The organism is Streptomyces sp. NPDC111628, from assembly GCF_055635195.1.
Genome location: NZ_JBVKBZ010000007.1, coordinates 221,434 through 239,087, shown reverse-complemented (window position 1 = coordinate 239,087; position 17,654 = coordinate 221,434). Strand labels below are relative to the sequence as shown.

Sequence of the window (17,654 nt, the reverse complement as noted above, 5' to 3'; positions counted from 1 at the left end):
GCCGCCTCGGGCCCGTGCGTCAGAACACGGGCACGCCGTCGCGCGTCAGCGACCAGTCCGCGGACGCGAAGTCCTTCGGGTCCAGCACACCCTTGGCGGTCGCCCACTCGGCGATCCGGGTGCGGATCTCTGTCGACTCCGACCACAGTTCCTTGGCCGACGCCACGTGCGGGAAGGCGCCGCCGCCGTTGGCCCGGTAGTTGTTCACGGCCAGCACGAACTGCTGGGCGTCGTCCAGCGGGGCACCGTCGTAGGTCAGGTTCCTGATCCGTGAACCGGCCGCCTGCGCCACGTCGATCTCGTACTTCAGCCCCGACACGTAGTCGTAGTTGTAGTCCGGGCGGCCGTTCGCGTTCGTCAGCTTGTCCACGTCCACCGGCGCACCGGCGGCCGTCCGTACGTAGTACTCCGCCGAGTACTCCAGGTACGCCCGCAGCTGCGCGCCCGTCAGCAGCTTCGCGACCAGCGTGTTGTCGTACACGTACAGGCTCGACAGGTCCCGGATCGTCACGTCGCCGGCCGGGATCTCGGAGGTCCGCGAGAAGGGCGACGCCTGCGCGAGGACCGGCAGCGCGGCGTACTCCGTGCCCGCAAGCGCCTCCTTGACCACGTCCTCCTGCACCTTGGTGATCAGGTCGATGATCGGGGCGTCCTTGTACCGCGCCTCGACCGTCGTCAGCGTCTCGGTGGCGGTGCCCACCACCTGGTTGACGTAGGCCACGACCTTCTCGTGCTCGTCCGCCAGCAGCTTCGTGATCCTCGGGTCGTCCTCGACCGCGTTGGAGTTGCGCAGCGACGCCTTCACCGACTCCACGTGCCAGCGGCCCCGCTCGAAGACCAGCTCGAAGTCGAACAGGGTGAGCCGCTCGGCGAAGCACAGCGGCTCCGACAGCACGACCGTCTTCCCGGTCTCCTCGTTGACGACCTTCAGCTCGGCGATCTCCTCGTGCGCGTGCCCGACCAGGATCGCGTCGATGCCCGGCACCTGCCGGGCCACGTTGGCCGCCGCGTTCTCGACGTAGGGGACCTGGTCGCCGTAGGAGGACGTGCCCGACGAGCCCGAGTGCGCCGAGACGACCACGACGTCCGCGCCCATCGAACGCAGCTTCGGCACCCACTTGGCCGCCTGCTCCTCGAGCCCCGGGAAGGCCAGCTTGCCCTGCACGTAGGCCTTGTCCCAGATCGCGATGCCCGGGTTGGTCAGCCCCAGCACCGCCACCTTCACCGGCGGCGCGCCCTTCACCCGGAACGTCTTCATGAAGTACGGCGGGAAGGCGGGCTTCAGGGTCTTGGCATCCACCGCGTTGGCGCCGAGCAGCGGGAAGTCGCACTGCTCCTCGAACCTGCGCAGCGTCTCGATGCCGTAGTTGAACTCGTGATTGCCGAGCGCCACCGCGTCGTAGCCGATGGCGTTCATCGCCTGTGCCATCGGGTGCACCGGACCGCCCTCGGCGGTGATCGGGTCCACCTTCGCGTAGTAGTACGTCAGCGGGGTGCCCTGGATGGTGTCGCCCGCGTCCACCAGCAGGGTGTTGCGGCGGCCCTTCTCCTCGCGGACCTGGTTCACCAGGGTGGAGATCCGGCCGAGGCCCTGGGCGTTGCCCGCCGTGTCCGTGTACTCGGCGTCCTTGAAGTAGTCCCAGTTGAAGACGTGTCCGTGCAGGTCGGTGGTGCCGAGCACGGTGAGCGCGTACCGCTTGGGCCGGTGATGGCCCCGGTGCGCCGGGGCCGCGGCCTCGGCCGCCGGAGCCGCCGCAGCACCGGCCAGGGCGACCCCCGCCCCCGTCACGGCGGACCTGCTCAGGAACTTCCGGCGGTTCAACGGCATGGCTGTTTCTCCTCGATGACCCGTACCCACACTGGCGACGCGCGTAGATTCTGTCCTGAACATGCCTCCTGTCAAGGGGTGGCGGACCATCCGAATGCTCATCGGAGCGGCGGCGCGCACAATTCAACACTTGTCAATAACCCTTTACTCAAAGGTTGTTGAGTGGTCATGCGTGGCCAATTCGCTACCCGGCAGTAAGTCATAGGCTCGACTCATGCGCCGAGCAAAGATCGTCTGCACTCTTGGGCCCGCCACCGACTCGTACGACCAGATCAAGGACCTGGTCGACGCCGGAATGGACATCGCCCGCTTCAATTTCAGCCACGGCACCCACGCCGAACACGAAGAGCGTTATCGCCGTGTCCGCAAGGCGTCCGACGAGACCGGCCGCAGCGTCGGCGCCCTCGCCGACCTTCAGGGTCCGAAGATCCGCCTCGGCCACTTCGGTGAAGGACCCGTACTCCTTGAACGCGGCGACAGCTTCACCATCACCGTCGAGGAGGGCGTCGAGGGCGACCGCCACATCTGCGGCACCACCTACGCGGGCCTGGCCGAGGACGTCACCCCCGGTGAGCACGTCCTCGTCGACGACGGCAAGGTCTGCCTGGAGGTGACCGGGGTCGACGGGACCCGGGTGCGGACGCGGGTGGTCGAGGGCGGCATGGTCTCCGACCACAAGGGCCTCAACCTGCCCGGCGTCGCGGTGTCCGTGCCCGCCCTGTCGAAGAAGGACGAGGACGACCTGCGCTGGGCGCTGCGGGCCGGCTTCGACGTGGTCGCGCTCTCCTTCGTGCGCAGCGGACGCGACGTCCTCGACGTGCACCGCATCATGGACGAGGAGGGCCGCCGCCTCCCCGTCATCGCCAAGGTCGAGAAGCCGCAGGCCGTGGAGAACATCGAGGACATCGTCGCGGCCTTCGACGGGATCATGGTCGCCCGGGGCGACCTCGGCGTCGAGATGCCCCTGGAACAGGTGCCGATCGTCCAGAAGCGCGCCGTCAAGCTGGCCAAGCGCAACGCCAAGCCGGTCATCGTCGCCACCCAGATGCTCGACTCGATGATCGACAACGCCCGCCCGACCCGCGCGGAGGCCTCCGACGTCGCCAACGCGGTCATCGACGGCACCGACGCGGTGATGCTCTCCGGCGAGACCAGCGTGGGCAAGCACGCCACCGACACCGTGCGCACGATGGCCCGGATCGTCGAGGCGGCCGAGGAGGACATCCTGGCCAAGGGGCTGCCCCCGCTGACCGAGCGCAACAAGCCCCGCACCCAGGGCGGTGCGGTCGCCCGTGCGGCGGCGGAGATGGGCGACTTCCTCGGCGCGAAGTTCCTGGTCGCCTTCACCCAGTCCGGCGACACCGTCCGCCGTCTGTCCCGCTACCGCTCGCCCATCCCGCTGCTCGCCTTCACCCCGGAACCGGCGACCCGCTCCCAGTTGAGCCTGACCTGGGGGGTGGAGACCTTCCTCGGGCCGCACGTGGACTCCACGGACGCGATGGTCGACCAGGTGGACGAACTGCTCACCAAGTACGGCCGCTGCGAGAAGGGTGACGTCGTGGTCATCACGGCCGGCTCGCCGCCGGGGGTGTCCGGCACGACGAACCTGGTGCGGGTGCACCACATCGGGGAGGACGACCGCTGAATGGGTGTCCCCCGCAGGTGCATCGGGATGCCTTCGAAAGGAAGGGAAAGTGCCCCGGGTGGGACTCGAACCCACACTGAATGCCTTTTGAGGGCATCGTCTCTGCCGATTGGACTACCGGAGCCTCTTCGAACCGAAGGTCAGTGTAGCCCCTCGGTGACTCAAACATACAGGAGCTAGGTAGGCTCTTGTCAGCAGTACCCCTGCCCCGAACGAGGAGCCCACGTGACCGCCCCCGAGTCGCCCCAGCCCGTAGACGACGTGCCCGACGACGACCAGTCGCACGTTCCTCCGCTGACGACCCGCGTCGTCATCGCCGAGGACGAGGCGCTCATCCGGCTGGACCTCAAAGAGATGCTGGAGGAGGAGGGGTACTCCGTCGTCGGCGAGGCCGGTGACGGTGAACAGGCCGTGGAGCTGGCCCGCGAGCACCGGCCCGACCTGGTGATCCTCGACGTCAAGATGCCCAAGCTCGACGGCATCTCCGCGGCCGAGAAGATCGCCGAGGAGTCCATCGCGCCGGTCCTGATGCTGACCGCCTTCTCGCAGCGCGACCTGGTGGAGCGGGCCCGGGACGCCGGGGCCATGGCGTACCTCGTGAAGCCGTTCAGCAAGAGCGACGTCGTGCCGGCGATCGAGATGGCCGTCTCGCGGTTCACCGAGCTGAAGGCGCTGGAGAAGGAGGTCGCCGACCTCAGCCTCCGCCTGGAGACCCGCAAGCTGGTGGACCGCGCCAAGTCGGTGCTCCAGACGGAGTACGGCCTGACCGAGCCGGCCGCCTTCCGGTGGATCCAGAAGACCTCCATGGACCGGCGGATGTCGATGCAGCAGGTGGCCGAGGCGGTCATCCAGGACGCCGAGGAGAAGAAGGCGTCCAAGGGCTGACGGGCACGACCGAGGCCCGCGTCCCCGGTGCGGGGGCGCGGGCCTTTGCCGTACGGGCCGTCAGGGGGCGTCAGTCCTCGCCCAGGTAGGCCTTGCGGACCGACTCGTCGTGCAGCAGGTCCTGGCCGCTGCCGGACAGGACGATGTTGCCGACCTCCATGACGTGGCCGTGGTCGGCCAGGGACAGGGCGGCCTGGGCGTTCTGCTCGACGAGCAGGATGGTGGTGCCCTCGGACTTCAGCTCGGCGATCGTCGCCATGATCTTCTGCATCATGATCGGGGAGAGGCCCATGGAGGGCTCGTCGAGCATGAGCAGCTTGGGCTGGGACATCAGGGCACGGCCCATGGCGAGCATCTGCTGCTCACCGCCGGACAGGGTGCCCGCGGCCTGCTTGCGGCGTTCACCGAGGATCGGGAAGAGGTCGTAGGCGCGCTGGATGTCCTTGTCGATGCCCGGCCGGTCGTTGCGCAGGAAGGCGCCGAGGCGCAGGTTGTCCTCGATCGTCATGCGCGGGAAGATGTGCCGCCCCTCGGGCGAGTGGGCCAGGCCCAGCGAGACGATCTGGTGCGCGGGGACCTTCTTGAGCGACTTGCCGCCGAACTTGATCTGGCCGCCGACCGGCTTCAGCAGCCCGGACAGGGTGCGCAGCGTCGTGGTCTTCCCGGCGCCGTTGGTGCCGATGAGGGTGACCACCTCGCCGGCGTCGACCTTGAAGGAGATGCCCTTGACGGCCTCGATCTTGCCGTAGGCGACGCGGAGGTCCTCGACCTCGAGCAGTGCGGTCATCGGTCGTTCTCCTTGCCGGCCGCGGTGTCCGTGGTGGTGTCGGCCCGGGCGGCTTCGGCCTGCGCGGCTTCGGCGGCCTCCACCTCGGCCGCCTCCGCGGCGCCGGGGTCGTCGGCGAGGGGTTCGCCGAGGTAGGCGGCGACGACGCGTTCGTCGCCCTGCACCGTGGCACTGTCGCCCTCGACGAGCTTCTCGCCCTGGACGAGTACGGCGACGCGGTCGCACAGGTTGAAGATGAACCGCATGTCGTGCTCGATGACGAGGACGGCGATGCCCTGGTCGCGGATGGCGAAGACCAACTCCTCGGTGGCCCGCGTCTCCTGGGGGTTCATACCGGCCGTCGGCTCGTCCAGGAGCAGCAGCCCCGGCTCGCTGGCCAGCGCGCGGGCGATCTCCAGCTTGCGCTGCTCGCCGTAGGGCAGGTTGCGGGCGAGGTGGTCGGCCTTGGGCGCGAGGCCCACGAACTCCAGCAGTTCCATGGCGCGTTCCCGGGACGCCTTCTCCGCCCGGTGGAAGCCGGGCCCGCGCAGCACGGCCGACCAGAAGCCCTCCTTGGTCCGGGTGTGCCGGCCGACGAGCACGTTCTCCAGGACCGTCATGTTGGCGAACAGCCGGATGTTCTGGAAGGTACGGGCGATGCCGGCGGCGGTCACCTTGAAGGACTTGGCCGGCAGGACCCGGTCCTTGTAGCGGACCTCGCCCTCGGTTGGGATGTAGAGGCCGGTCAGGCAGTTGAAGAAGGTCGTCTTGCCGGCGCCGTTGGGCCCGATCAGGCCGACGATCTCGCCGCCGTTCACGGTGAGGTCGACGCCGTTCACGGCGGTCAGTCCGCCGAAGCGCATCGTGACACCGCGCGCGTCGAGGATGGTGGTGCCGGGGGCGGGGGCGCCCGGTGCGGTGTCCTTGGTGGTGGTGTCGGTGGTCATGGTGGTCAGGCCCCTGTCTTGCTCAGGACTGCGGGCGCTTCGTCCTCTTCGTGGAACTCCAGCTTGCGGCGCCGGTTGGCGATGAGGCCCTCCGGGCGGAAGCGCATCAGCAGGACCAGCGCGAGCCCGAAGGCGAGGAGCTGGTAGTCGTCGAGGAACTGGAGCTTGTTGGGAATCAGGAAGAGCAGCGCCGCACCGATGAGCGGGCCGGCGATGGTGCCCATGCCGCCGAGCACGACCGCGGCGAGCAGGAAGGCCGAGTTGGGCGGCGTGGTGCCGGCGAACAGGTACTGCTCGGGCGTGACGGTGTAGGTGACGTGCGCCTGGACGGTGCCGGCCAGTCCGGCCAGCGAGGCGCCGACGGCGAACGCGATGAGCTTGACGCGGAAGCCGTTGATGCCCATGGCGAGCGCGGCGGTCTCGTCCTCGCGGATGGCGACCCAGGCGCGGCCGATGCGGGAGTCGCCGCTGCGCCGGAAGACGAGGACGACGACGGCCGTGATGACGAGCATCAGCAGGAAATAGTTGGCGAACCGGCCGAGGGTGAAGCCGCCCATGTCGTGCGCGACACCGAGGTCGAAGCCGAGGATCTTGAGGTCGGGGATGGACGAGATGCCGTTGGAGCCGTTGGTGACGTCCGGCCCCGAGGTGCCGTCCAGGTTGTTGGCGGTGATCCGGAAGATCTCACCGAAGCCGAGGGTCACGATGGCGAGGTAGTCGCCGCGCAGCCGCAGCGTGGGCGCGCCGATCAGGACGCCGAACACCAGGGAGGCGGCGGCGCCGACCAGGACCGCGGCCCAGAAGGGCAGGTGCAGGTCGAAGGGCGAGCTGGGGGAGCCGGAGACCATGGAGGCGGCGTAGGCGCCGACCCCGAGGAAGGCCACGTAGCCGAGGTCGAGCAGGCCGGCGAGGCCGACGACGATGTTCAGGCCGAGCGCCACCGTGGCGAAGATCAGGATGTACACGCCGAGGGTGGCGTACTGGTCGTCGGACTGCGTGAAGGGGAAGCAGGCCGCCGCGATGAAGCCGCCGCAGACGGTGATGTTCTGGTGCCGTGCGGTGATCTCGGTGATGTGGCTGATCAGCCCGGACCGGTGGAGGGCGGTGAAGCCGAAACCGGCGACGATCAGGAAGCCGATGAACAGTTCGTCGTACTCGGTGCCGATGCCGTAGGTGAAGACCAGCAGGGCCACGGCGAGGGTCGCGACGATGACGAGGATCTCGACGTACGAGGGGAGCGCACGCACGGGCCGCGGCTCTTTGGAGGCGAAGGCCGCCCGGACGGTCTGCCAGTTCTGCGAGCTGGTGTGCTTGAACTGGTCCCAGCCGGTGTCGTCGGGGTCGAAGGGGTCGGGCTCGGGGCGCTCGAAGGGCAGCGCGAGGGCGCCCAGGAACGCGACGAGGGTGACGACCGCGGCGATGTAGCCGCCGGGTTCGAGGTTGACGAGGCCGCCGAGCTTGGTGCTGATCGCGAGGACCGTGTACCAGGTGGTGGCGAAGGCGGCGAGCGCGGCGAACTTGAGCGCGGCGTCGGCACCGGCCGGTGCGAGCCAGCCGAGCCCCTTGACGCCGTACGACGCGAGGCCGAACAGGGCGGTGAGGGCGCCGGCGATCAGCACCAGGACCTGGAGGCCGCCGGGGTAGCCGTAGACGGTCAGGTCGCCGGGGAACTCGGCGGTCCAGGTCCAGGCGAGGAAGGTGGAGACGACGGTGAGGACGCCGCCGCCGGTGGCGAGGGCACGGCCGAGGTTCGCGGGTATGCCGATGAGGCCGGAGTCGGCGCCCGGTGCGGGGGCGCCGGTGTTCTTCGGCGCGGTGGTCTGTGTGGTCATCGGTGTCACGCCCTGTCCGCAACGCGTTCGCCGAGCAGGCCCTGTGGCCTGAACAACAGCACGAGGATGAGGAGGATGAAGGCCCAGACGTCCGCCCAGGACTGGCTGCCGAACTTGTCCAGGCCGGGGATGTCGGCGATGTAGGCGGTGGCCAGGGTCTCGGCGACGCCGAGGACGACACCGCCGATCATGGCGCCGTAGATGTTGCCGATGCCGCCGAGGACCGCCGCGGTGAAGGCCTTGAGACCGAGGATGAAGCCCATCTTGAACTCGATCTGGCCGTACCTGAGGCCGTAGGCGACGCCTCCGACGGCGGCGAAGACGGCACCGAGGGCGAAGGCGATCACGATGATGCGGTCCGTGTTGACGCCCATCAGCTTGGCGGTGTCCGGGTCCTGCGCGGTGGCCTGCATACCCCGTCCGGTGCGGGTGCGCATCACGAAGAAGCCGAGGATGGCCATGCTCACCGGGGCGACGACGAACAGGAAGATGTCGCCGGTCTGCAGGGTGACGTTGCCGATGTGGAAGGGCCCGCCGTCGATCTGCGGGAAGGGCCGCGCGGACTTCGCGTCCGGGTACCAGGCCCACACCGCCTGCTGCAGGGCGAGGGAGAGACCGATCGCGGTGATGAGGGGCGCGAGCCGGGGTGCGCCGCGCAGGGGACGGTAGGCGAACCGTTCCGCCCCGACGGCGACGGTGGTGGAGACGATCACCGCGCCGATGAGCATCAGGGGCAGGGCGATCAGCATGGAGGTGCCGTCGGGCAGGATGTACATGTAGACCGTGAGTGCGCCGAAGGCGCCGGTCATGAAGATCTCGCCGTGGGCGAAGTTGATGAGCTGGACGATGCCGTAGACCATTGTGTAGCCGATGGCGACGAGCCCGTACATGGATCCCAGTAGCAGGCCGTTGACCAGCTGCTGCGGCAGTTCGTTCACCGCATGTCCTCCGAGACATTCGGACGTTCGACGGATGGTGTGGCCGGATGCGAGTCCGCGCGGGGCGCCAGTGGAACAGCGCCCCGCGCGGCTCGTGGGCAGTGGTGCGGTCGGTCAGCCGGTGTAGGTACCGGACTTGACGGACTTGAAGGCTCCGTTCTCGACGGAGTAGACGGTGAGCTGCTTGTTGGTCGCGTCACCGAACTCGTCGAAGGAGACCTTGCCGGTCACACCGTCGAAGGAGACGTTCTGCATGGCCTCGGTGACCTTGGCGCGGGCGTCGTCGGGAAGCTTCCCGCCGTTGTCCTCGACGACCTTCTTGACGGCCTCGATGATCGCCCAGGCGGAGTCGTAGGAGTAGCCGCCGTAGGCCGCGTAGTCCTCCTTGTAACCCTCCGTCTTGTAGTCGGCCACGAACTTCTTGGCCGACGGGAGTTCCTCGACGGGCGCGCCGACGGAGGTGGCGAGGTCGCCGTTGGCGGCGGAGCCGGCCAGCTTGATGAAGGTGTCGTCCTTGATGCCGTCGCCGCCGACCAGCGGAATCTTGGCGCCGGTCTCCTTGATCTGCTTGCTCAGCGGGCCGGCCTGCGGGTACTCGCCGCCGTAGTAGACGACGTCGGCGCCGGAGTTCTTCACCTTGGTGGCGACCGAGGAGAAGTCCTTGGTGTCCGGGTTGATGTGCTCGGTGCCGACCACCTGGCCGCCGAGCTTCTTGAACTCGTCGGTGAAGGTGCCGGCGAGGCCCGCGCCATAGGTCTTCTTGTCGTCGATGACGAAGACCTTCTTCTTCTTGGCGTCGTTGTAGACGTACTGCGCGGCGAACGGGCCCTGAATGGCGTCCGTGGTCGCGGTGCGGAAGTACGACTTGTACGGGCGGACCTTCTTGGTACGCCAGTCCGGGCCCTGGGTGAGGGAGGGGCCGGTGTTGGCCGGGGAGACCTCGACCAGCTTGGCGGTGTCGAAGACCTTCTGCATGGACTCGCCGACCGAAGAGTTCAGCGGGCCGACGACGCCGAGGACGTCCTTGTTGGCGACGAAGCTGCTGGCGTTCTGCTGGCCGACGGAGGGCTGGCCCTGGTCGTCGAGCGCCTCGACCTTGAAGGTGACGCCGTCGACGGTCTTGTTCTTGTTGGCCGTCTTGGCCGCGAGGTCCGCCGAGTTCTTGATGCCGAGGCCGAGCGCGGACAGGTCGCCGGTCAGCGGGGCGTCGACACCGATGACGACGGTGGTGCCACCGCCGCCGTTGCCGGAGTCCGAGCCGCCGTCGTCGTCGCGCGAGCCGCAGGCGGTGAGGGTGAGCGCTCCCGCCGCCAGAGCGGCGGTGATGGCGATGAGCGAACGTTGACGCACGATCAGTCCTTTCCCTGGCACGGCCGCTTCCCCGTGGAGGCGGTCGAGTCGAGCGCGGGGCCGAAATGACAATCCGACGGCGCGGTGACTGGCCGTGACTCTAAGCGTGTGTGGGGAAGGTGGAGGAGGGTCTGACTGAGGCTGTGACTCTCTTGTTATGACACCGGGTATTGCAGAGCGGTACTGGCTGGGAAGAAGGGCTGAATTCAGGCCGATTCGCCCTGTCCGCATGCTGAGAACCCGCAGGACGGAACGGACCGGTTCAGGCGTCTGGGACGTTTTGGTGATTACCTCGAATCGTTGCTGCAGGCGACCTCAAGGGCCCGGGAGAGGTCCTGCGCATAGCGCGACCCCAGGATGAAACTGTGGGCTTCTATTGCGCGCACATTACGCAGCGTTACATCCAGGAAAGGGAGTCCGGGATTCCGGGGCGCTTTTTCACATTCCGTCACCCGTAGCGTGACAATGATCTTGCGGGCGGAATGCGAATTTGTCTGGAAAGGTGCCGCGGGGGAGGTGGTCACCGTCAGGCCGTCGTAGGGCTGGGTCAGCCGCGTCACGGTGACGGGCGGCCCGCTGCGCACGCTCAGCAGCACCGTGAAGCTGTAGCCGGCGGCCCGGCTCCCGGGCGAGCCGGTCACGGGGGCCCCGTAGACCAGGTCGACCGCCTGGGACGGGTAGGGCGGCGGGGGAGCGGGGCGCGGCTGCGGGCGGCTCGCGTACAGGTAGCCGCCGCCCGACAGGACGACGAGGGCGGCGGCGGAGACGAGGACGGTGCGGCGGTGGCGGTCGTAGCGCAGGGCCAGGGGGCCGCGCGGGCGGGGGTGCGGGACGTCCCGGACGTGGGTGTCCTCGCCCGGCTCGACCGGTCCGACGCCGCTCATCGCTGCCACGGCCCGACGCTCGGACCGCCGTCGCGGTACCGCTCGGCACATGTCCGGCGCACCTGACGGACGATCAACTCTCCTGCGGCGCGGGCGCCTTGCTTCCGCCTCGCGGTCCGTGCCGCGTCCACGACCTCCCGCAGGATGTCGTACTGCCGGTTGGACAGCCCCATCGACTGATAGTCGCCGTAGGGCACGGCGCCGTCCAGTATCTCGCGCGCCCAGTACCCGACGGCGCTCACGCACAACTCGGCGCCCGACAAGGGGCGCGGGGGCCCGGACGACGCGCCCGAGGGGGACGAGGGGGACGAGGGGGGCGCGCTGGGCGCGGTATCGGCGGGACCGCCCGCCCGGTCGTCGGGGCCGTCACCGCACCCGGCGGCGAAGACGCCGATCAGCAGCGTCAGAGCCAGGGTCCGGGCCAAGACCCGGGCACGATGCGGAGTTGGGGTCGCGGGAGCCCGTACGCCCCCTCCGGGCACGGCCCGGCCCCGCACGACACGGCGCCGAAGCGCCGCCGCCCCCGGCCGAGGGCCCCCTCCCCGTCCCATGCCCCGACGCTAGAGCGCCCGGCGGCAGGGGGCAATGCCCGTGGCCGGGGCGGAGGGTGCCGTGGGCGCCTCGGACCTCGCGTGTCGGATCCGGCGGCTGCGCCTGCGGCATGATCCGCCGGACAGGCCTCAGCCCGCCGTGGCCGTCCGGGCTCCGTCGCCGGGGTTCACGTCCCGCAGCAGGCAGGTCAGCCGGGCGGTGCACACCCGGCGGTCCTGCTCGTCGCTGATCACGACCTCGTACGTCGCCGTCGACCGGCCGCGGTGCACCGGCGTCGCCACCCCGGTGACCAGGCCGGAGCGGGCCCCGCGGTGATGGGTGCAGTTCAGGTCGACCCCGACGGCGATCTTGGAGGCGCCGCCGTGCAGCATCGAGCCGACCGACCCGAGCGTCTCGGCCAGCACGGCCGAGGCGCCCCCGTGCAGCAGTCCGTACGGCTGGGTGTTGCCCTCCACCGGCATCGTGCCGACGACCCGGTCGGCGGACGCCTCGACGATCTGGACACCCATGCGCGTCCCCAGATGTCCGGCGGAGAACAGCGCGGGCAGGTCGACGCCGAGCGCGGCGTACTCGTCGATGACCTCCTGCGGGAACTGCACCTGCTGCTGCTCGCCCATGGGCCGGCTCCGTTCGTCGCTACGACTGCGTGTCCGCCGGCCGGCCGCTCGGGGCGTCGGCCGGCCGCTTCGCTGAGCAAACGCTCAGTCGGTCGCCGATTGTTCCAGACGGACGACCACGGACTTGCTGGCCGGGGTGTTGCTGGTGTCCGCGGTGGCGTCCAGCGGCACCAGCACGTTGGTCTCCGGGTAGTACGCCGCCGCGCAGCCCCGGGCCGTCGGATACCGCACCACGCGGAAACCGGGCGCCCGCCGCTCCACCCCGTCCCGCCACTCGCTCACCAGGTCGACGTACGAGCCGTCCTCGACGCCCAGCTTCCGGGCGTCCTCCGGGTTGACCAGGACGACGCGGCGGCCGTTCCTGATCCCCCGGTAACGGTCGTCCAGGCCGTAGATCGTGGTGTTGTACTGGTCGTGCGAGCGCAGCGTCTGCAGCAGCAGCCGCCCCTCGGGCAGTTCGGGGAACTCGACCGGCGCGGCGGTGAAGTTGGCCTTCCCGGTGGCCGTCGGGAAGCGGCGCTCGTCGCGCGGGGCGTGCGGCAGGGCGAAGCCCCCGGGGTGCGCCACGCGCGCGTTGAAGTCCTCGAAGCCCGGCACGACACGCCCGATGCGGTCGCGGATCGTGGCGTAGTCCTTCTCGAACTCCTCCCACGGCGTGCGGCTCTCCTCGCCCAGCACCCGCCGCGCCAGCCGGCACACGATCGCGGGCTCGGACAGCAGTTGCGGGCTCGCCGGCTCCAGGCGGCCGCGCGAGGCGTGCACCATGCCCATGGAGTCCTCGACGGTCACGAACTGCTCGCCGCCGCCCTGCAGATCACGCTCCGTTCGGCCCAGGGTCGGCAGGATGAGCGCCCGCGCGCCCGTGACCGCGTGCGAGCGGTTCAGCTTCGTCGACACGTGCACCGTGAGCCGGGCGCGGCGCATGGCCGCCTCGGTGACCTCCGTGTCGGGGGAGGCGGAGACGAAATTGCCGCCCATGGCGAAGAAGACCTTCGCCTCGCCGTCGCGCAGCGCGCGGATCGCCCGTACGACGTCGTACCCGTGCTCGCGCGGCGGGGCGAAGCCGAACTCCTTCTCCAGGGCGTCCAGGAAGGCGGGCGCGGGCCGCTCGAAGATGCCCATCGTGCGGTCGCCCTGCACGTTGGAGTGGCCGCGCACCGGGCAGACGCCCGCCCCCGGGCGGCCGATGTTGCCGCGCAGCAGCAGGAAGTTCACCACTTCGCGGATCGTGGGCACCGAGTGCTTGTGCTGGGTCAGGCCCATCGCCCAGCACACGATGGTGCGCTCCGAGGCGAGCACCATCCGCAGCGCTTCTTCGATCTCCGCGCGCGTGAGACCGGTCGCCGCGAGCGTGTCGTCCCAGTCGGCGGCGCGGGCGGCCGCCGCGAACTCCTCGTAGCCGTGCGTGTGTTCCTCGACGAAGGCCTCGTCGACCGCGCCCTCCGTCTCGAGGATCAGCTTGTTGAGGAGGCGGAACAGGGCCTGGTCGCCGCCGAGGCGGATCTGCAGGAACAGGTCGGTCAGGGAGGCGCCCGCGGTGAGCCCCTTGGGGGTCTGCGGGTTCTTGAAGCGCTCCAGACCGGCCTCGGGCAGCGGATTGACGCTGATGATCCGCGCGCCGTTCGCCTTCGCCTTCTCCAGGGCCGAGAGCATCCGCGGGTGGTTGGTGCCCGGGTTCTGGCCCGCCACGATGATCAGGTCGGACTTGTACAGGTCCTCCAGCAGGACGCTGCCCTTGCCGACGCCGATCGTCTCGGACAGCGCCGAGCCGGACGACTCGTGGCACATGTTGGAGCAGTCCGGCAGGTTGTTGGTGCCCAGCTCGCGCGCGAAGAGCTGGTAGAGGAACGCCGCCTCGTTGCTGGTGCGCCCCGAGGTGTAGAAGACCGACTCGTCGGGCGAGTCCAGCGCGGTGATCTCCTCCGCGACGATGCCGAAAGCGCGCTCCCAGGTGACCGGCTCGTAGTGCTCACCGCCCTCCGGCAGGTACACCGGGTGCGTCAGCCGGCCCTGCTGGCCCAGCCAGTAGCCGCTGCGGGTCGCGAGGTCGGCCACGGGGTGCGCGGCGAAGAACTCCGGGGTGACCCGGCGCAGCGTGGCCTCCTCGGCCACCGCCTTCGCGCCGTTCTCGCAGAACTCCGCCTTGTGCCGGTGGTCGCCCTCCGGCCAGGCGCAGCCCGGGCAGTCGAAGCCGTCCTTCTGGTTGACGCTCAGCAGCGTCAGCGCCGTCCGCCGCACACCCATCTGCCGCTGCGCGATCCGCAGGGTGTGGCCGATGGCCGGGATACCCGCCGCCGCGTGCTGGGGCTCCGAGACCTGCGGCGCGTCCTGAACCGGATCACCCTTGGGCGGCTTGGTCGCCATCGCGCGCTCCTTCGCTTACGCGTTGTGAAGTACGTCTCCGATCCTCGCACGCGCCGGTGACAGCGAGGCCGCCCGGGCGGGGCACATCTACTGACGCCGGGCGGGAGCCACGCCCTGAGGGGCGCGGGGCTCTGCTCGATGTGCGGCTCCGCCGCGTGGGCGCGACCAGCCACAACGCACCCGCAGCATGACACCGCGCCCGTGCCGCCGGCTATCGCGGCACCGACTGTCAGTGGCACATGGCAGGATCGGAGTCGTGGCGAAGACAGCATCGAAGAAGACCGACAGCACCTCCGGCGGCCGACCGCGGCTGATGCTCATGGACGGGCACTCGCTGGCGTACCGCGCGTTCTTCGCGCTGCCCGCGGAGAATTTCACGACCGCGACGGGCCAGCCGACCAACGCGATCTACGGGTTCGCGTCGATGCTGGCCAACACCCTGCGTGACGAGGCGCCCACGCACTTCGCGGTGGCGTTCGACGTCTCCCGCAAGACCTGGCGGTCCGAGGAGTTCACCGAGTACAAGGCGAACCGCTCCAAGACCCCGGACGAGTTCAAGGGTCAGGTGGAGCTGATCGGCGAGCTGCTCGACTCCATGCACGTGCCCCGGTTCGCCGTCGAGGGCTTCGAGGCGGACGACGTCATCGCCACCCTCGCCACCCAGGCCGAGGCCGAGGGCTTCGACGTCCTGATCGTCACCGGCGACCGGGACTCCTTCCAGCTGGTCAGCGAGCACACCACGGTCCTCTATCCGACCAAGGGCGTCTCCGAGCTGACCCGCTTCACTCCGGAGAAGGTCTTCGAGAAGTACGGGCTGACCCCCGCCCAGTACCCCGACTTCGCGGCGCTGCGCGGCGACCCGTCCGACAACCTGCCGGGCATCCCGGGCGTCGGCGAGAAGACCGCCGCGAAGTGGATCAACCAGTTCGGGTCGTTCGCGGAGCTGGTCGAGCGCGTCGACGAGGTCAAGGGCAAGGCCGGGCAGAACCTGCGCGACCACCTGGAGTCCGTGCAGCTCAACCGCCGGCTCACCGAGCTGGAGCGGCGGGTCGAGCTGCCCAGGACCGTCACCGACCTGGAGCGGACGGCGTACGACCGCAAGGGCGTCGCGGTGATCCTGGACACCCTGGAGATCCGCAATCCCTCGCTGCGCGAGCGGCTCTACGCCGTCGACCCGGGCGCCGAGGAGGCCGAGGCCACCCCGGTGGTCGCGGACGGCGTGGAGCTGGACGGCACCGTGCTGGGCACGGGCGAGCTGGCCGGCTGGCTCACCGAGCACGGCGACCGGCCGCTCGGCGTGGCCACCGTCGACACCTGGGCCCTGGGCACCGGCTCGGTGGCCGAGGTCGCGCTCGCCGCGTCCGACGGGAACGCCGCCTGGTTCGACCCGACGGAGATCGACGAGGCCGACGAGACGGCGCTGCGGACCTGGCTCTCCGACCCGGACCGGCCGAAGGTCTTCCACAACGCCAAGGGCGCGATGCGCGTCTTCGCCGAGCACGGCTGGAGCGTCGCCGGCGTGGGCATGGACACCGCGCTGGCCGCCTACCTGGTCAAGCCGGGCCGCCGCTCCTTCGACCTGGACGCGCTGTCCCTGGAGTACCTGCACCGCGAGCTGGCCCCCGCCGCCGCGGCCGACGGGCAGCTCGCCTTCGGCGCGGACGAGGGCGCCGAGGCCGAGGTGCTGATGGTGCAGGCCCGCGCCATCCTCGACCTGGGGGAGACCTTCGAGGGCCGCCTGGCGGACGTCGGCGCCGCCGACCTGCTGCGCGACATGGAGCTGCCCACGTCCGCGCTGCTGGCCCGCATGGAGCGGCACGGCATCGCGGCCGACCGGGAGCACCTCCAGGCCATGGAGCAGATGTTCGCGGGCGCCGTCCAGCAGGCGGTCAAGGAGGCCCACGCCGCTGCCGGACGCGAGTTCAACCTGGGCTCGCCCAAGCAGCTCCAGGAAGTCCTCTTCGGCGAGCTGAACCTGCCGAAGACCAAGAAGACCAAGACCGGCTACACCACCGACGCCGACGCCCTGGCCTGGCTCGCCGCCCAGACGGACAACGAGCTGCCGGTGATCATGCTCCGCCACCGCGAGCAGGCCAAGCTGCGCGTCACGGTGGAGGGCCTGATCAAGACGATCGCCGCGGACGGCCGCATCCACACCACGTTCAACCAGACGGTCGCCGCGACCGGCCGTCTCTCGTCCACGGACCCGAACCTGCAGAACATCCCGGTCCGCACCGACGAGGGCCGCGCCATCCGCCGCGGCTTCGTGGTCGGCGAAGGATTCGAGTCCCTGATGACGGCCGACTACAGCCAGATCGAGCTGCGGGTGATGGCCCACCTGTCCGAGGACGCGGGCCTGACCGAGGCGTTCACCTCCGGCGAGGACCTGCACACCACCGCGGCGGCCCAGGTCTTCTCCGTCGAGCAGTCGGCCGTGGACGCGGAGATGCGCCGCAAGATCAAGGCCATGTCCTACGGACTCGCGTACGGGCTGTCCGCCTTCGGCCTCTCCCAGCAGCTGAACATCGAGGCGGCCGAGGCCCGCGGCCTGATGGACGCCTACTTCGAGCGCTTCGGCGGCGTGCGCGACTATCTGCGCCGGGTCGTCGACGAGGCACGGGCCACGGGCTACACGGCGACCCTCTTCGGCCGCCGCCGCTACCTCCCCGACCTCAACAGCGACAACCGCCAGCGCCGCGAGGCGGCCGAGCGCATGGCCCTGAACGCGCCGATCCAGGGCACCGCGGCCGACATCGTCAAGATCGCCATGCTCAACGTGGACAAGGCGCTGCGCGAGGCCGACCTCAAGTCCCGCATGCTTCTCCAGGTCCACGACGAAATCGTCCTGGAGGTCGCTCCGGGCGAGCGCGCCGCGGCGGAGGAACTGGTCCGCCGCGAAATGGCCGACGCCGTGCAGCTCAGGGTCCCCCTGGGCGTCTCGGTGGGCGCGGGACCGGACTGGGAATCAGCAGCGCACTAGCCGCCCCCCGCCCCCGCCGCTGCGGGCAGCCGCCCCGGCCCCGCCGCCGCTGCGGGCAGTCGTGCC

General features: G+C 70.0%; 13 protein-coding genes and 1 tRNA gene. 3 read left to right on the top strand and 11 right to left on the bottom strand.

The features are described from left to right. Nucleotides 1-19 precede the first annotated feature (19 nt). Complete coding sequence (locus tag ACZ7MF_RS33700; RefSeq protein WP_471482029.1) at nucleotides 20-1,828, bottom strand: bifunctional metallophosphatase/5'-nucleotidase; 1,809 nt, start codon at nucleotides 1,826-1,828, stop codon at nucleotides 20-22. Between the two features lie 214 nt (nucleotides 1,829-2,042). On the opposite strand from ACZ7MF_RS33700, the gene pyk reads away from it, so the two are divergent. After that, nucleotides 2,043-3,473, top strand: coding sequence for a pyruvate kinase (gene pyk / locus ACZ7MF_RS33695; protein ID WP_471482028.1), 1,431 nt, complete (start codon nucleotides 2,043-2,045; stop codon nucleotides 3,471-3,473). 50 nt (nucleotides 3,474-3,523) lie between these two features. Here the strand turns inward: pyk and ACZ7MF_RS33690 are convergent. After that, a tRNA-Leu gene (locus ACZ7MF_RS33690) sits at nucleotides 3,524-3,597 on the bottom strand. Between the two features lie 101 nt (nucleotides 3,598-3,698). Here ACZ7MF_RS33690 and ACZ7MF_RS33685 point away from each other — a divergent pair. Then, entirely contained in the window at nucleotides 3,699-4,358 is a 660-nt protein-coding gene (locus ACZ7MF_RS33685) for an ANTAR domain-containing response regulator (protein ID WP_059299131.1), read from the top strand. A gap of 70 nt (nucleotides 4,359-4,428) precedes the next feature. On the opposite strand, the gene ACZ7MF_RS33680 is transcribed toward ACZ7MF_RS33685, so the two are convergent. From ACZ7MF_RS33680 to ACZ7MF_RS33640, 9 genes are all read right to left on the bottom strand, one after another. Further along, complete coding sequence (locus tag ACZ7MF_RS33680) at nucleotides 4,429-5,145, bottom strand: ABC transporter ATP-binding protein (protein WP_356864234.1); 717 nt, start codon at nucleotides 5,143-5,145, stop codon at nucleotides 4,429-4,431. Next, the gene (locus ACZ7MF_RS33675) at nucleotides 5,142-6,071 is read right to left on the bottom strand and encodes an ABC transporter ATP-binding protein (protein WP_471482027.1); all 930 of its coding nucleotides are present in this window, start codon (nucleotides 6,069-6,071) and stop codon (nucleotides 5,142-5,144) included. The genes ACZ7MF_RS33680 and ACZ7MF_RS33675 overlap by 4 nt, the downstream gene beginning before the upstream one ends. A 5-nt stretch (nucleotides 6,072-6,076) precedes the next feature. Beyond that, nucleotides 6,077-7,903 (bottom strand): branched-chain amino acid ABC transporter permease, encoded by a 1,827-nt coding sequence (locus ACZ7MF_RS33670; RefSeq protein ID WP_471482026.1) that lies wholly within the window; start codon nucleotides 7,901-7,903, stop codon nucleotides 6,077-6,079. A 5-nt stretch (nucleotides 7,904-7,908) separates the two neighbouring features. Next, nucleotides 7,909-8,841 carry a branched-chain amino acid ABC transporter permease gene (locus ACZ7MF_RS33665; RefSeq protein ID WP_003976808.1) on the bottom strand — a complete coding sequence of 311 codons (933 nt, stop codon included), beginning with the start codon at nucleotides 8,839-8,841 and terminating at the stop codon, nucleotides 7,909-7,911. 114 nt (nucleotides 8,842-8,955) lie between these two features. Further along, a complete protein-coding gene (locus ACZ7MF_RS33660; protein WP_471482025.1) occupies nucleotides 8,956-10,191 on the bottom strand; it encodes a branched-chain amino acid ABC transporter substrate-binding protein in 1,236 nt (411 codons plus the stop codon). Nucleotides 10,192-10,478: 287 nt separating this feature from the next. Continuing rightward, nucleotides 10,479-11,075 carry a Tat pathway signal sequence domain protein gene (locus ACZ7MF_RS33655; RefSeq protein ID WP_471482335.1) on the bottom strand — a complete coding sequence of 199 codons (597 nt, stop codon included), beginning with the start codon at nucleotides 11,073-11,075 and terminating at the stop codon, nucleotides 10,479-10,481. After that, on the bottom strand, nucleotides 11,072-11,500 hold the full coding sequence (locus ACZ7MF_RS33650; protein ID WP_471482024.1) for a hypothetical protein: 429 nt from the start codon (nucleotides 11,498-11,500) through the stop codon (nucleotides 11,072-11,074). Before ACZ7MF_RS33650 ends, ACZ7MF_RS33655 begins: the two co-directional genes overlap by 4 nt. Before the next feature lie 255 nt (nucleotides 11,501-11,755). Beyond that, complete coding sequence (locus ACZ7MF_RS33645; RefSeq protein WP_471482023.1) at nucleotides 11,756-12,244, bottom strand: PaaI family thioesterase; 489 nt, start codon at nucleotides 12,242-12,244, stop codon at nucleotides 11,756-11,758. A gap of 84 nt (nucleotides 12,245-12,328) precedes the next feature. Next, nucleotides 12,329-14,608 carry an FdhF/YdeP family oxidoreductase gene (locus ACZ7MF_RS33640; RefSeq protein WP_471482022.1) on the bottom strand — a complete coding sequence of 760 codons (2,280 nt, stop codon included), beginning with the start codon at nucleotides 14,606-14,608 and terminating at the stop codon, nucleotides 12,329-12,331. 256 nt (nucleotides 14,609-14,864) lie between these two features. Here ACZ7MF_RS33640 and polA point away from each other — a divergent pair, with 256 nt between their 5' ends. Next, nucleotides 14,865-17,588: a DNA polymerase I gene (polA, locus tag ACZ7MF_RS33635; protein ID WP_471482021.1), complete on the top strand. Its 2,724-nt coding sequence runs from the start codon at nucleotides 14,865-14,867 to the stop codon at nucleotides 17,586-17,588. Nucleotides 17,589-17,654 lie beyond the last annotated feature (66 nt).